Source organism: Bacillus sp. AFS031507 (assembly GCF_002584635.1).
GTDB lineage: Bacteria > Bacillota > Bacilli > Bacillales > Cytobacillaceae > Neobacillus.
In genome coordinates this window covers 434,004-449,734 of the sequence record NZ_NUOW01000003.1, presented here as the reverse complement: position 1 = coordinate 449,734, position 15,731 = coordinate 434,004, and the positions used below count along the sequence as shown (strand labels likewise).

Sequence of the window (15,731 nt, the reverse complement as noted above, 5' to 3'; positions counted from 1 at the left end):
AAAGAGAGAAGTTAATGCTCCTCTCTCTTTGACCTAGTTACTTTTCTTCTGTTACTTTATCAACTTTTGGTCCTAGATATTCATAATCGTTAGGATTGATCGGTGTATATCCTTCTGGCTTATAGAACCGCAGCAGGTCTTTGTAAACTATTTCATCGGACATATTTAGCTCTGTATTAACTTTGCTATCTACATCCTTACATGTAGTACTATCTTCTAATAACTCACCTGTTAAAGAGGAGTAACATTTTTCATTAATTTGGATAGCCTCAGATGTTACAAAGTCACCGTTTCTGAATAATGCCCAATTACGGTGTTGTTTAGAAAGTAAATCTGAACCAAATTCCATATAATCTTTCGTATCAATACCTAATAAATGGAGCACTGTTGGACGAACATCGACTTCCCCGCCAACTTGGTGTTGAATTCCACCCTTTACACCAGGTACGTGAATAAATAATGGTACACGCTGTAATTTTGCATTGATTGCAGGTGTAATTTCGTCCACACCCATAACCTTCGCCATTGCATCATTATGGTTCTCAGATATTCCGTAATGGTCACCATACATGACAATTATTGTATTGTCATACATACCATTAGCTTTTAAATCATTAAAGAATTGCTCAAATGCCTGATCCATATAGTTTGCAGATTGGAAATATTGGTTTACAACCGTATCACCGTAATCCCCAGCAGGAAAATCAGTATCTTCCGGATCCATTTCAAATGGGAAATGATTAGACAGTGAAATGAACTTTGTATAGAACGGCTGCTTTAAGCTTTCAAGTAATGGAATAGATTCTTTAAAGAAAGGTTTATCTTTCATTCCATAGTTTTTTGTATTTTCATCTGACATGCTGTAGTATTCTGCATCAAAGAATTGATCGTATCCAAATGCTTTATAGATAACATTTCGATTCCAGAACGTCTTATAGTTCCCGTGTAACACAGCAGAACTATATCCCTGTCCTTTTAGAATAGAAGGCATAGCTTGATAAGTGTTCTGGGCTTTGTTAACAAAAACAGCACCTTGTGCCATTGGATATAATGAATTTTCCATTAGAAATTCGGCATCCGATGTTTTCCCTTGTCCTGTTTGATGATAGAAATTATCAAAATAGAAGGTATTATTGTCATGTGCTAATGAATTCAAAAATGGTGTTACTTCTTGTCCGTTAGGCATTTTATAATCAATCATAAAGCTTTGAAAAGATTCCATCGAAATATAAACTACGTTCATACCTTTTGCTTTACCAAAATATTTTGGATTTGGTGCAGCATAGTTTGCTTTACGATAGTTCTCAACATCTGTAATATCACTGCTATCCGCTAAAGCCCGCTGACTTGATGATTTTATATTTTGGATGACGTCATAAATGGTAAAGTTATACGCTCCAAGATATTTTACTAAATAATTTCGGTCAAAAGAACGTGAAAGTAACTGCGGACGATCCTTTTCTGCTAAACCTAAATTAAATAGAAAAGTAGTAATTGAAAATAATAGAACAATCTTAAAGGTCTTTCTGTTCGTTACCGTAACTTTTTTGAATACGGTTAATGCTAACGCGATTAAAATAAACATATCTGTAAAATAAAAAATGTCAAACGGAGACATTAATGAAAGTGCACTGTCGCCAAGTTGACCAGCATTTGTTTTGGTTTGCATTAGAACCGGAACCGTAATGAAATCATTAAAAAAGCGATAATAGGCAATATTTGCATACAATAAGAATGATAATAGAAAATTTGTTAATATCATAATCAATTTTGAATGCTTTTTAAAAAGCAGGGCAAATCCAAAGAAGAAAAGTGCTGAACTTAATGGATTTATTAAAAGCAAAAACTTCTGTAGGCTATTTTCAATACCTAAGTTAAATTCAATTTGATATGCAGCATAGGTTTTGATCCAAAATAATATAACGGCCGCTATAAAGAATGTAATATGACTATTGGTTAATGTTTTTGGTAGTCTAATTTTATTCATCTTTAAATTCTCCTCTCACTTACCAATTAAGCTTCGGTAAACGAACCTCAATCACTATATCACATTTCTTTAAAAAATAAAAACATAAATCTTGCTATTTTTATCTATACTTTTCTACAACATTCTACACTTTTCCCCGCCATCTCGGGCAAGCAAAATCATTACCTTCAACAGCTTGGGCATTTCTTAAAAATTGAGATATACCTTTTATTTTTATGTCCGTTCTCTTTGGGACATGACTGTTTTCAATCTTCAATAATATAAGACGAAATAAGTTTTATTTAGTTTCAAATTTTTTTCTTGTTAGATTTTCTATGCTTCCATAAATTATATCTTAGTCGGAACAATCCTTGAGTCATCATTTCTACATATCATAAACCCGAACGTATGAAGGAGCAATATGAATTTAGACTTATCTTTAACTGACGGTAAATAGAAAGATTACTTGAATGAACTCCTTAAACATTGGATAGCATATACACAGAGGAATGTAGAAAAATTTTAAAAGGAGAATACGATGCCCAGAATTAGGCCTGAATTTACAAAAAGCCCATATTTTGTTGATGAACCAGGAAATTGGCACTTAAAGCCTGGCGCTCCAAAAGATCTCCAAGTCGAGCTTGAAAATTATCTTAATAGCTTGGGTGATGATGACGAGCCAGGAACTATCAATGGTATACATATCAACTACCCTTAAGAATTTTTAATGCCAATTATATAATAGAAGAAAGCGGCTGCAAATGTATTTTATTGGAATGAAATGAAGATCTTTAAATGACTATTTTATAGGAGTGGATATAATGAATATTAACCGTGTAAAACAAATTTTGTCATCATCTGCAGATATAGAAGTAAAATATAATGGTACATCGGTTTGGATTGACCAATTAAATGAAGATGGACAGACAGCAACAGTACATTTACGAGGCCCATTAGAAGAACGTTCAGTTGTAGAAATCGGAGAACTTATCGAAGAATAATTTTTTCGACCATCTTTTCATTGAAAAGATGGTCTTTACTCATCCAAATTTTGTTAGTGGTTTAATATACTATCCTTGGCAAGTAATTGTATCGTCATGTCATCCATTGGTGGATTATGAAGGCCTGCTCTTACATCTCGATAATACCGCTGTAACGGATTTTTCAATGAAAGACTTTTTGCACCTACGATTCGCATTGCTAAATCAACAACTTCGATTGCGTTATTGGTAACGGTTAATTTTGCTGCACCTAAAGCAGCCCCCATTTTTTCCCTAGCTTGATCGTTTGAATAATCCCACTGTTTTGCAACCCCATATAAGAAATACTCGGACTGCATTAATTTCAACTCAATCTCTCCAAGTTTTTGCTGAACATTTGGTAAATCGATAATTGGTCCGACAATACTATTCGGAGAATATTCTTTAGCAAATTGAATAGCATATCTTTGGGCCGCTTTTGCTATGCCCAGATAACATGCTGGAATATGAAGTAGCCATCCATTCGCTCTTTTTCCGTTCGAACTAAACTTTTCCACAAGATATTCATCATCTACCAAACAATTATCCAAAATTAAGTCATGACTCCCTGTTCCTCTTAACGCGATACTGTCCCAAGTTTCCTCAATAACCACTCCTTTTGTAGATCGTGGAATTAGAAAATTGGCTACTTCATTGGTCTCTTTGATTGTTGCACTAACTATAAAGTAATCTAGGACGGGTGACATGGTAGTAAATGTTTTTCTCCCTTTAATAACCCAGCCATTCTGACTTTTTTCTGCAGTAGTTTCCGGTCTGCCGCCTCGTGTAGGACTACCAGTCTTTGGTTCACTTTGAGCACTATTTATTAATGCTCCATTTTTCACTTGTTTACATAGATACTTAAAGATCGACTCATCCCAAGAGCTTTTTTCATTTAGATTCATAATAATTCCCATATGCCATCCAATCGAAAGTGCTGTTGCCCCGTCACCTTCCGCAATCGTTTCTTGTAGTCGAATAAGTTCATAAAGTGAGATATCCTCTCCACCATGCCTTGAGGGAACAGTTAATGCCGTATAACCTGTATTTTTCAGATCCTGAATATTTGCAAACGGGAAATTACCTTCTATATCTATCTGAGGTGCTCGTAATAGGAATTGTTTTGAAAGTAGTCTCATTAACTCTATTCGTTCTTCCAATGTATCTTTTTCTTGAAAGTTCATCTCTCATCTCTCCTATCCCATTAACAAAAAATCATTCAAACCCCTAGTCTATATACCAGGGGTTTGTTTCTTATTCTAAATTAGCGAATTTTTCCAAATCGCGGTTTTCACCGATTACTACTAGAACATCACCGTAATTAATTTTTTCATCAGGAGATGGTGAAATGTTAATTTCATCTTCATGCCGAATCGCGATGACGCTCAAATTAAACTTTGCCCTTAAATCTAGCTCCCTTAAGGTTTTTTCCATCATCCTATCGGGGATTTTTACTTCCTCTACACTATAATCCTTCGATATCTCAATAAAATTTAACACATTAGGTGATAACAGCTGATGGGCGACTCGAATTCCCATATCTCGCTCAGGAAAGACGACCCAGTCTGCCCCAACCTTTTTTAATACTTGACCATGTAGTTTATTTAATGCTTTGGCAATCACCTTTTTTACACCAAGTTCCTTCAATAATAAAACAGATAGAATACTTGCCTGAATATCGTTTCCGATTGCTACAATAACTGTATCAAAATTACGGATCCCAATCGATTTTAATGCCTCAGCTTCGGTTGAATCGGCAATCACGGAATGAGTAACGAATGGATGGGATTCTTCAACTCGTTCCTCATTCACATCCACTCCAAGCACTTCCTGCCCAGATTCATATAACTTATTGGCAATACTTAGTCCAAACCTACCTAATCCAATCACTGCATATTGATTAGCCACTGTCTCCTTGTACCTCCTTGGTGTTAAAAACTACCCAATCGTGATTTTTCCCTTCGGATACCGGAATGCATCAGGTTTTCTGCGTATTGTCACCGCATAAGCAATAGTTAATGGTCCTACCCTGCCAGCAAACATAGTAAAAATTATTAATGCCTTGCCAAGTGATGATAATTCTGGTGTCAATCCCATCGATAGCCCGACAGTTGCAAAGGCAGAAGTTACCTCAAATACTATTGTTAACAAATCTTGTCCGTGTTCTGAAATGGTTAGAATAAGTGTCATTATCATGACGAGAAATAACCCACTAAATGTGACGGTTAATGCTTTATAAATCGTTTCATATTCAATCCGCTGACGGTAAAAAATAACATCCTCTTTCCCGCGAATTTGTGACCAAACAGCTCCAATGAGCGTTGTAAAAGTGGTGGTTTTGATCCCCCCGCCTGTCGACCCAGGCGATGCACCAACAAACATGAGTAACACAATTAATAATAAAGATGTTTGAGTTAGATCACCAATATTTAATGTGTTAGCCCCCGCTGTTCTTGCCGTAACAGATTGGAATAATGACCCTAGGATTTTCCCTGAAAACGACAATGGTTTTAGCGTTAAACCATTGGAATATTCAAGCAGGAATATACCAGCTGTACCTACTACTATTAAAACGCTGCTCGTCATTAAGACAATCTTTGTATGTAATGATAGCCGTTTTAAAACACGATATTCAAAAAGTTCGTTCATAACGATAAAGCCGATCCCACCTAAGATAATTAATGCACTAACGGTCAACGTAACTGTTGGATCGTTCACATAACTCGTTAAACTATGAAACTCCCCCATTAAGTCAAATCCCGCATTGTTAAAGTTGGAAATTGAATGGAAAATTCCATAATAAATCGCTTTTCCTATCGGCATGTCAAAGGAAAAACGGAAAGATAAAAGCACAGCACCAATTATCTCAATCACCGCTGTAAAAATTAAAATTCGTCTTACTAGCCGTACAATCCCCTCCATTGATAAATTATTTAATGATTCTTGAAGTAGAAGCCTTTCTTTTAAAGATATTTTCTTCCCTAATAGGAAGGCAAAAAACGTTGCAAACGTCATAAATCCAAGTCCACCGACTTGAATCATACATAAAATAACCACTTGACCGAATATTGTAAATGTGGTCCCGGTATCTACGACAACTAAACCTGTTACGCATGTTGCAGAGGTTGCAGTGAACAGGGCGTTTAAAAAAGACAAACCTTGCCCATTTGTAGTCGAAACCGGCATGGTTAGTAGAAATGTTCCTAGTAATATGATCAAACCAAAACCTAGAACAAGAATCTTAGGAGGATCTAGAATTATTTTTTTGCGCAACATAGTTTTCTCCCTTACCACTTTGATGTTATTTTTAACAATCAATTAATAATCATGTGTTATCTATGATCTTAATTTTTTTCTCCTTGTTCATGCCTCTATTTTAAATATTCGTAAATCTATAATACAGGAAAAATATACAACTACGAACAAAGCATGTAAATTAAAGATGTGAATTGGTACACCTTAGAAAAATTTTTACCATGAGTGTGTCAAATGTGTGTCATAACTCACTGTTGATTGACTAAGTGTTGTTCTATAATACAAGAAGTAAAATTATCCATGTTCATAAACACTCTTTCTTAATATATAACGACTTTTTGAGGAAATAATAAAATAGCATGGGAATTGATGGGGGATTGTAATGAAACAAGGATCAAAACAACTATTTATACAAACTGGAAGTCTGGTAGCAGGTTTTATGGTTTGGGTACTGATATCATCACTAATGCCGTTTATTAAAGTAGATATCCAACTTTCTTCATCTCAAATTGCCTGGGCTACGGCGGTCCCTGTTATCCTCGGTTCACTGCTTCGAGTTCCGATAGGGTACTGGACCAATCGCTATGGCGCTCGAATTTTATTTACAATCAGCTTTATTATACTGCTCATACCAATTGCATTGTTAAGCTATGCTAATTCCTTATTAACTTTAATCTTAGGAGGATTTTTACTAGGGATTGGCGGTGCTGTCTTTTCCGTCGGTGTTACCTCCCTTCCCAAGTATTATGAAAAAACAAAGCATGGGTTTATTAACGGAATTTACGGAGCAGGAAATATTGGTACGGCTATTACATCCTTTTCCGCACCCGTACTTGCTACCGCCTATGGATGGAGAAACACCATTAAAATCTTCATGATTATTGTATTAATCTTTGCGCTTTTAAATTTTATATTTGGGGACAAAAAGGAACGAAAAGTTCACATTTCCTTACTTGAACAAATCAAAGAGGTATATAAAAATCCAAAACTTTGGTTTCTAAGTTTATTTTATTTTATCACGTTTGGTTCCTTCGTTGCTTTCACCATTTACTTACCATCGTTTTAGCAAATCACTTTGAATTAGATAAAGTCGATGCAGGACTTCGGACAGATTGCTTTGGCAACCTTTTTTCGACCCATAGGTGGATGGTTAGGCGATAAAGTTAATCCTTTTCTTATTTTAATGGCTGTGTTCTTTAGCCTAACTTTTGCAGGATTTCTTTTGTCATTTACTCCATCACTGCCGATTTATTCCTTTGGTTGCTTATTAGTTGCTTTCTTTGCGGGACTTGGAAATGGCGCTATCTTTAAACTAGTCCCTTTATATTTTTCCAATCAAGCGGGTATTGTGAATGGAATTGTTTCTGCCATGGGAGGACTGGGTGGTTTTTTCCCGCCAATCATTCTCACGATTCTCTTTGGTTGGACTGGTCATTATGCGATTGGGTTTATGTCCCTATCTGAATTTTCTTTAGCAAGTCTGGTTATCGTAGTATGGCTATATTATCAAGATAAGTTGGATATTTCTGCCAAGATTGTAAACCATGCCTTAGATGGTATTTGTGTAACCGATGTTAATGGAATTATTCAAAGTGTTAATCCCGCATTCACAAAAATCACCGGTTATAGTCAAGCAGAGGTAATTGGTAAAACCCCAAGCGTTCTTCAATCCGGTGAACATGACAACGAGTTTTACAAAAAAATGTGGTTCAGTTTAAAAACCAACGGGGTTTGGGAAGGTTATATTTGGAACAAACGCAAAAACAATGAAATTTACAGAGAATGGCTAACTATTACAGCCATTAAAGATGACGTAGGTGAAACAAAAAACTTTGTAGGGATGTTCTATGAAGATAACGAAAAATCCTAAAAAAGGCAGAACAAAAGGAGATCTTCCACATGGAAGATCTCTTTTTTTCGTTCACCAGTTATAAATTATTACAACTTTTTGTCAACTTCCTTAAGTTCACAGTTCGTTCACTGTTTTTGTGACGTACGTCACAAAATTACATTTGCAATTGTTTTATAGTGATTACAACAAGAAACACCATACCAGTAAATTATTAATTGAAAAAAATAAGGGGGAAAATATCATGGCCCGAATTAATTATTGGAATCCTGAGGACGAAAAATTTTGGAACGCTGAAGGAAAAAAACATGCAAGACGAAATCTGTGGATATCAGTACCATCATTGATGATTGCTTTTATCGTTTGGCAGATTTGGTCAGTCGTTGCCGTTAGACTTAACGACATCGGTTTCCATTTCACTGAAGAACAATTATTTACACTTGCAGCAGTTCCTGGTCTAGTTGGTGCGACACTTCGCTTTGTTTATACATTTGCTGTCGGTTCCATTGGCGGAAAAAACTGGACAGTAATTTCAACAGCAATCTTAGCAATTCCAGCGATTGGTATTGGCTTTGCAGTCCAAAATCCGGAAACACCATTTTCTATCATGTTATTGCTTGCAGCTCTTTGCGGACTAGGCGGCGGTAATTTCTCATCTTCGTCAGCAAATATTAGCTTCTTCTTTCCGAAAAAGGAAAAAGGGACAGCACTTGGTATTAATGGTGGTTTAGGAAACATGGGTGTATCTGTCGTTCAATTCGTTACACCATTAATTGTTACCTCAGGAACGTTTGCATTAGTTGGCGGTAAACAAGTTTTGGCAAATGGTCAGGAGGTTTGGTTACAGAACGCAGCATTTATTTGGGTGATTCCTATTGTCATCTTGACAGTTTTAGCAATGTTTAAGATGGATAATGTACCAGGTGCAAAGCAATCAGTTGCGGAACAATTTGTGATTGTAAAACGGAAACACACTTGGATTATGACAGCTCTTTATGTAGCAACATTTGGTTCATTCATTGGTTATTCAGCGGCATTTCCGCTTTTATTAAGATCACAATTCCCTGAGCATATATCACTTGCCTTTCTTGGTGCATTAGTTGCCGCTGCGGCACGACCTGTTGGTGGTTGGATGGGAGACAAACTTGGGGGTGCAAAGGTAACTGCCTATGTTTTAGTCATCATGGGAATTGGCGCTGCAGGAGTTATTTATTTCCTAAATGGAAAACAATTTGCTGGATTCTTATTATCCTTCTTAATTCTGTTCGTTGCATCTGGTATTGGTTCAGGCTCGACTTTCCAAATGATTCCGAACCTTTTTATTCCTAAAGAAGCAGCACCTGTAATTGGGTTTTCAGCGGCATTTGCAGCCTACGGATCATTCTTTATTCCAAAGCTTTTCGGATGGTCAGTTAAGGCGACAGGCACTCCTGTTACAGCTTTTTACTTCTTTATTGCTTTTTATGTAGTGGCATTTGGACTCAACTGGTATTTCTATCAAAGAAAAGCTACAGCAGCTAAATCATTTACACAACAAGTCGGATAAATCCGGCTTGTTTTTTTATGTAAAAGGCTGTGTTAAACTTGGCTGTTGATTTCCGTCCAGGCGGTTCGGGGAGCCTCCTCGGCGCTAAGCGCCTGTGGGGTCGCCCCTTCCTCTCCAATCAACTTGGCTTTAAAAATCAACCTTTAACACAGCCTTTTGAAAAATAAAAAAACGCAGTCATTAAACTGCGTCTTTAAATAAATTCTCTATATCCTCGATATTGCAACAGCACAAGCCTTATATTCGGCTGTTCCTGAAATAGGATCAAACTCATTTAAGGTTAAGACATTGGTCGGTGTTTCACTCCAGTGGAAGCTCATAAAAACGAGCCCTGGGACTACTTGTTCGGTAATCTTCGCCTTTACCTGTAGTTCTCCTCTTCTCGAGCGAACCTTTACCACTTCACCATCTGTTATACCTAAAGCTGCAGCATCGTTTGGATGAATATCAACTGTTTCTTCTGTTTGTTTTAATTTAACTCCAGCGGCATAATGACGCGTCTGAGAATGTGTATTGTAAGATTCATAACGTCTTCCTGTTGTTAGTGTAAATGGATATTCAGCATCAGGGAGTTCCAATGGTGCAGTATAATCTACCGGTACAAATGATGACTTTATTGATGTCGACTCCATTTGGTGGAACCTCTCGTGCAAGATAAGTGTTCCTGGATGGTTTTCATCTGGGCAAGGATAATGAATACCATACTCTTTTTCAAGTCTTTCATACGATATGCCCCCGTACATCTCCCAAGCTAGTTTTCTAACTTCATCCCAGATTTCTTCACTGTTGTTATAGTGAATTGGATAGCCCATAATCGTAGAAAGGTCACATAGGATTTCCCAGTCTTCTTTCACATTTGGGTGTGGTTCTACCGCTTTGCGAACTCTTTGAACTCTCCGGTCGGTGTTGGTATATGTTCCATCCACCTCACCCCATGAACGTGCTGGTAAAACAACATCAGCCATTCTTGCTGTTTCCGTTAAGAAAATATCTTGAACAATTAATAAATCAAGCTTTTCAAACAATGTTTGTGTATGATTCATATGAACATCAGCAAGGAGCGGGTTTTCACCAATGACATAAAGTGCCTTTAATTCACCCGACTCGATCCGATCAAAAGTTCTCGTTTGTGTGTCACCCACTCTTGGGTTTAGTTCAACATTCCATTCCTTTTCAAACCGCGCCCGGGAATCACGATTTACTACGCTCATACCACCTGTTAATTGGTTTGGCAAACAGCCCATATCACCTGCACCTTGAACATTATTCTGACCTCGAAGCGGCATGACACCAGAGCCTGGTTTACCGATATTCCCAGTTAATAATGCAAGATTTGCTATATCAAATACATTATTTACACCACAGTGATGCTCCGTAATCCCGAGCGTGTACGCAATCATCGAACCGTTTGAAGTGGCGTACTCTCTTGCAGTTGCAGCAATGTCTTCTGCATTTAAACCGGTAATCGATGCAGCGTATTCCAGCGTAAAAGGCTCGACTTGCTTTTCTAACTTCTCGAAATCAAGCGTAACCTGTTGGACAAACTCCGGACTGTATAAACCTTCTTTTAAGATGACTCTAATGAAAGCATTGATAAGAGCAATATCTGAGCCCACATTTAATTGCAAATGGCGATGGGAAGATTTTACCATATCTATTTTCCTTGGATCTATGACAATTATTTTCAAACCAGATTTTGCAGCTTTTTTCATACGATTTGCAATAATGGGGTGTGCTTCTGTTGTATTTGAACCCATCAAAAGTAACACTTCTGCTCGATCAATATCATCTAGTGTATTAGTCGGTGAACCGCTTCCAAAAACAGTTGCCAGACCGGCAACGCTAGAGGCGTGTCAAGTACGGTTACAGCCATCAATATTGTTACTATTAATGACCGCCCTCATAAATTTTTGAGTTACAAAATTGGATTCGTTTGTATTTCTCGCGCAAGCGAACATGGATATCGAGTCTGGACCCCACGTAGTTTTTATGTTGGATAATTGACTAGCAATGAATTGATATGCTTCATCCCAAGTGGTTTCAACTAGCTTTCCTGCTTTACGGATTAGTGGAGATGTTAATCTATTTTTTGCATGTACGTATTCATAGGCAAATGCGCCTTTTACACATGTTTGCCCTTTGTTCACTGGTGCTTCTTTGTCACCGCGGATTTTCATGATTTTGTTGTCTTGTACTTCAAGGACTAAGCCACATCCAGTACCACAATAACCGCAGATCGTTTTAACAAAATTTGCTTCTCCCACCATTTTCACTCCCCTATAAAAACATTAATACCTCTATTACCATATTAATCTATTTAGTAAGATTGTGGATTTCTTTTTCAAAGAATATTTGTCTTTTTCTTGAATGAAAATTTTGGATAAAAAAAAAACGAGAGATTAGATCCCCCCGCTTTCAGGCAATTTTTGCCGGTAATAAGATATTAAAAGTTGTTCCTTTATTAGGTTCACTTTCCACAAAAACCTTACCATTATGGCTTTCAATAATTTTGAAACTAACCATTAAGCCTAAGCCGTTACCATTCTTCTTGGTTGTGTAAAAAGGTTCTCCTAGTTTCTTTAATTTTTCTTTGGATATTCCTACTCCTGTGTCTTGAATAGAAATTTGGACATTATTATCATGTATGATTGTTTTAACATGTAATTCGCCACCATTAGGCATAGCTTCAATTCCGTTTTTAATGAAATTCAGAAATACCTGCTTTAAGCGATTCTCATCACATTCAATTTGAATAATTTCATGGTTACAATCAAAGGTCAAAAGAACATTTTTCTTTCTCGCTTCGAATTCAAGCAAGGAGACAACATTCTTAATAACAGGAACAACATTTTTTTCTTCCAATTCCACTGCCTTTGGTTTTGCCAATACCATAAAGTCCTCAACAATCGTATTAACCCGTTCAATTTCATCTAGAATGATACTCAAAAACTCCATTCGCTCCGGATCTTTTTCGTCTAACTGCAAGAATTCCGCGTACCCTTTCATCGAGGTTAGTGGATTCCGGATTTCATGAGCAACACCTGCAGCCAATTGTCCAACAGCCGCGAGCTTATCCTGGCGATGGAGGACCTCTTCTGTTTTCTTCCGCTCTGTTATATCATTGCGAATTGCAAGGTATTGGTATGGCTTTCCTTGACCATTAATAAATGGAACAATGGTTGTGTCCACCCAATAATAAGTTCCATCTTTAGCTTTATTTCTGATTTCTCCCTTCCAGACATTTCCAGAACCAATAGTTTTCCAAAGATTTTTGAAAAAGTCCTTTGAGTGGTAACCAGAATTTAGAATATTGTGGTCTTTCCCAAGGAGTTCTTCTCGATTATATTTAGATATCTCACAGAACTTGTCATTTACACTGGTGATGATTCCTTTTGCATCTGTAAATGCGACAATTGATGATTGATCAAGCGCAAATTTTATATCAATATTCTCTTTAATTGTTTCCTTAAGATGCTCTTCCGCCTTTTTGCGGTCAGAAATATCTGAACGTATTGCAATATATTGCACAGGTTTACCTTTTTTATTCAAAAAAGGAACAATGGTAGTATCAACCCAATAAAACGTCCCATCCTTTGCTTTATTACGAATTTCCCCGCGCCATATTTGTCCAGCTTGTATCGTACGCCATAGGTCTTTGAAAAACTCTTTAGAATGATAGCCAGAATTTATTATTCTATGGTTCTGACCGATAATCTCTTCCTTCTTATACTTAGAAATTTCTTCAAATTTATCATTTACAAAAATGATTGTTCCTACTGGGTTTGTAATCGCAACAATGGTTGAAGCATCCAGTGCAGCTTTGATGTCTTTTAAGTTTGTATCGGTTGCCACTAATTGTTTACTAATTAATGTACTCGATAAGATTAGTCCACCGATAATTAAAATAGACACGAATAATACCAAATAAATAATAAAGGAACTATCAGAACTAGATCCCCCAAGAACCTTTGTTGTCGTAAATGAAGCTCTCATTAAAAGAAAATGACCTTCGATAATTGCTAATGACATAATGATTGCACTAATTGGTTTTAACCAAACCTGATTACTTTGGGTATAACTTTTTGAAGAAAAAAGAATCCATAAAGAAAATAAAAAGGAACCAAAGATTAAAAGTCCTGAAAAAACAAGCAAGAGGAAATTAAATTTAATATTTACATTCATTGCATATAATCCGATTACCTGTATGGCAATTACTGCAAAGGTTAGAAATAAACTGCCCACGATTAGATGATAATATTTAATTTGTTTTCCATAAAATGAAAGGAAAGCCATTCCTGTAAAAGCAATCCCAATAACCATTGAAAGAATCGTAAGTGGAATTTGATAACTTGCGAACCGATTTGTATCTTCTGAAATGAGTCCGATAAAGTTCATGATCCAAATCCCGATTCCCATAGATAATGTTCCACCCAAAAACAGGAGCCTCTTATTTTTTTCAGACGACTTAATTAAGGTAAACATATCTAATGCTGTATATGATGCCATGATGGTTAATCCAATGGCAATAATAATGAAATAAGGTTGAAAAGTCCCGATCATTGCAATCATTTACCAGCATCTCCCCAGTTTCTATATTGCTTTTCTACTATGATTGTAATGTAAATCGTAATGTTATGGAAGGAATAAATATCGAAGATTGTTATTTCCCTTTATTCTAACCGATAAATAACCGTTCATTTAAAACAAGAAAAAAGGAATAAATTAATTCTTATGATAAAAGACTTATTTTTAAAAAAAGGGCTGATTTTTTTAAAAAAAGTCTACACATTTTAATTTTTTTCGGCTATACTGTACTATAACAAGAGCAATTAAAATAAACTGTATTAATAAAGGGGGATTTTTATTATGTTAATGAGTCCTGTTGAGTTTTTTCGTACTTTGCAAAAAAAGGAATGTTCAGAGTGTGGTCAGCACATGGAGGAACAAGCAGAAAGTTACTTTATGGAATGTGACCGCTGTTTAGCTAAAAAAGAGGAATAGTTCAAAAAAAACTCTCCATTTTTGGAGAGTTTTTTTTGATATTAATCATTTATGGTATCTACTGTATTCAATTTATTTCCGTTTTGGAGAGAATTAGGAAGGCATAATCCCTTTTAGGGAAGCAAACCCTTAAGATAAGGAGTTGAATTGAATGTTTAAAAAGGATAATTCTCGAACTGAACGAACAAGTGACCCTCTAAAAGAAACTTTTGCTGGTCGTACGAAAACTGTTTCAGGTGATTCAGTGGATGAACTTAGAAATCTTGAAGAAGCCAACACTTTAATTAGCGGAGATGAGATTCAACAGCAAAATGAAAATCTATAGGAAGGCGGTTAAATTATATGGGAATGATTGAAATAGCTAATGCTAAACCGGGTGATGAAGTTTATATTATTTATCGGAATCCTACTTTTCTAACTGCCGCAAATATTAAAGCCGCCGAAATTGTCCAACATCCAAATAACCCTGATAACTTAGCGTTATATCTTAATGAGAAATTTCTTGACCTTGAAGAGGATGATGCACTTTTTAGCAGCTCTGATGCAGCAAAAAAGGCATATGATACACATTTTTTTGATTTTGGGGAATAAGAAAAGACTGTCATTTATCTATGACAGTCTTTACAAATATATAATTTCTTAAATTTGCGGAAGTTCTCTCATCTCCTGTAGCATTTCATTGCCACACATTGGGCAGAGTAAGTCCTCTGCCACAAAATCTTTCCTCATCCAACCTATACACGCTTCATCTATACAAGAATAGATTTCAGTATCAACCAAGATTGTTTCAATTTCTTCTTCTTTAGCTCTTTTACCGTAAAAAATGGGAACCGCCTCCTTTTTTATTAGTATGCACAAAAAAGCGGCTTTTCATTTCCATAAAATCCATAGGAGTTGGAAAAATAATGTTTACAAATAAAAACCAATACACAATCGTTGGAACGGATATCCAAGAAGTTAAGAGGTTAAATAGCCAATCTGGCTTAAGTTATAATGAAGTCAAGAAGTTACTTGCTGGCATGTACCTTGATAATAAAAAAGAAAAGTAGAGATTTTTTCTATTTAAATTATGAAAAAACTAAAGCCTTCCTATTA

Annotated in this window: 14 protein-coding genes and 1 pseudogene; 8 read left to right on the top strand and 7 right to left on the bottom strand. The window is 36.2% G+C overall.

Annotated features, from left to right (window positions below; all coding sequences use genetic code 11):
- Positions 1-37: 37 nt before the first annotated feature.
- Entirely contained in the window at positions 38-1,987 is a 1,950-nt protein-coding gene (ltaS, locus tag COE25_RS06210) for a lipoteichoic acid synthase (RefSeq protein ID WP_098931857.1), read from the bottom strand.
- Between the two features lie 517 nt (positions 1,988-2,504).
- Here ltaS and COE25_RS06205 point away from each other — a divergent pair.
- Positions 2,505-2,684 carry a hypothetical protein gene (locus COE25_RS06205; protein ID WP_088088598.1) on the top strand — a complete coding sequence of 60 codons (180 nt, stop codon included), beginning with the start codon at positions 2,505-2,507 and terminating at the stop codon, positions 2,682-2,684.
- A 103-nt stretch (positions 2,685-2,787) separates the two neighbouring features.
- Positions 2,788-2,967 carry an H-type small acid-soluble spore protein gene (locus tag COE25_RS06200; protein ID WP_088088599.1) on the top strand — a complete coding sequence of 60 codons (180 nt, stop codon included), beginning with the start codon at positions 2,788-2,790 and terminating at the stop codon, positions 2,965-2,967.
- Positions 2,968-3,020: 53 nt separating this feature from the next.
- Here the strand turns inward: COE25_RS06200 and COE25_RS06195 are convergent, their stop codons facing one another.
- The 3 genes from COE25_RS06195 to COE25_RS06185 form a co-directional block, all read right to left on the bottom strand.
- The gene (locus tag COE25_RS06195) at positions 3,021-4,169 is read right to left on the bottom strand and encodes an acyl-CoA dehydrogenase family protein (protein WP_098931855.1); all 1,149 of its coding nucleotides are present in this window, start codon (positions 4,167-4,169) and stop codon (positions 3,021-3,023) included.
- Between the two features lie 70 nt (positions 4,170-4,239).
- Entirely contained in the window at positions 4,240-4,893 is a 654-nt protein-coding gene (locus COE25_RS06190) for a potassium channel family protein (RefSeq protein ID WP_088088601.1), read from the bottom strand.
- A 30-nt stretch (positions 4,894-4,923) separates the two neighbouring features.
- The gene (locus tag COE25_RS06185; RefSeq protein WP_098931853.1) at positions 4,924-6,261 is read right to left on the bottom strand and encodes a TrkH family potassium uptake protein; all 1,338 of its coding nucleotides are present in this window, start codon (positions 6,259-6,261) and stop codon (positions 4,924-4,926) included.
- Between the two features lie 361 nt (positions 6,262-6,622).
- Here COE25_RS06185 and COE25_RS06180 point away from each other — a divergent pair.
- Together COE25_RS06180 and COE25_RS06175 are read left to right on the top strand one after the other, a co-directional pair.
- A pseudogene (locus COE25_RS06180) lies at positions 6,623-8,110 on the top strand (MFS transporter).
- Positions 8,111-8,333: 223 nt separating this feature from the next.
- The gene (locus COE25_RS06175; protein ID WP_088088604.1) at positions 8,334-9,635 is read left to right on the top strand and encodes an MFS transporter; all 1,302 of its coding nucleotides are present in this window, start codon (positions 8,334-8,336) and stop codon (positions 9,633-9,635) included.
- Between the two features lie 206 nt (positions 9,636-9,841).
- Here the strand turns inward: COE25_RS06175 and fdhF are convergent, their stop codons facing one another.
- Together fdhF and COE25_RS06160 are read right to left on the bottom strand one after the other, a co-directional pair.
- Positions 9,842-11,902 carry a formate dehydrogenase subunit alpha gene (gene fdhF, locus COE25_RS31370; RefSeq protein WP_373605340.1) on the bottom strand — a complete coding sequence of 687 codons (2,061 nt, stop codon included), beginning with the start codon at positions 11,900-11,902 and terminating at the stop codon, positions 9,842-9,844.
- Positions 11,903-12,050: 148 nt separating this feature from the next.
- Positions 12,051-14,204, bottom strand: a complete 2,154-nt coding sequence (locus COE25_RS06160) for a PAS domain S-box protein (RefSeq protein WP_098931849.1) — start codon at positions 14,202-14,204, stop codon at positions 12,051-12,053.
- 297 nt (positions 14,205-14,501) lie between these two features.
- Here COE25_RS06160 and yhfH point away from each other — a divergent pair, with 297 nt between their 5' ends.
- The 3 genes from yhfH to COE25_RS06150 all read left to right on the top strand — a co-directional run bounded on the left by yhfH (position 14,502) and on the right by COE25_RS06150 (position 15,227).
- Entirely contained in the window at positions 14,502-14,636 is a 135-nt protein-coding gene (yhfH, locus tag COE25_RS06155) for a protein YhfH (RefSeq protein ID WP_088088609.1), read from the top strand.
- A 151-nt stretch (positions 14,637-14,787) separates the two neighbouring features.
- Positions 14,788-14,961 carry a hypothetical protein gene (locus COE25_RS30550; RefSeq protein ID WP_179195901.1) on the top strand — a complete coding sequence of 58 codons (174 nt, stop codon included), beginning with the start codon at positions 14,788-14,790 and terminating at the stop codon, positions 14,959-14,961.
- A gap of 17 nt (positions 14,962-14,978) precedes the next feature.
- Positions 14,979-15,227, top strand: a complete 249-nt coding sequence (locus COE25_RS06150; RefSeq protein WP_088088610.1) for a transcriptional regulator SplA domain-containing protein — start codon at positions 14,979-14,981, stop codon at positions 15,225-15,227.
- Positions 15,228-15,275: 48 nt separating this feature from the next.
- Here the strand turns inward: COE25_RS06150 and COE25_RS06145 are convergent, their stop codons facing one another.
- Positions 15,276-15,494: a cold-shock protein gene (locus COE25_RS06145; RefSeq protein ID WP_257208699.1), complete on the bottom strand. Its 219-nt coding sequence runs from the start codon at positions 15,492-15,494 to the stop codon at positions 15,276-15,278.
- Between the two features lie 47 nt (positions 15,495-15,541).
- On the opposite strand from COE25_RS06145, the gene COE25_RS30545 reads away from it, so the two are divergent.
- Entirely contained in the window at positions 15,542-15,685 is a 144-nt protein-coding gene (locus tag COE25_RS30545) for a hypothetical protein (protein WP_098931847.1), read from the top strand.
- Positions 15,686-15,731: the final 46 nt, after the last annotated feature.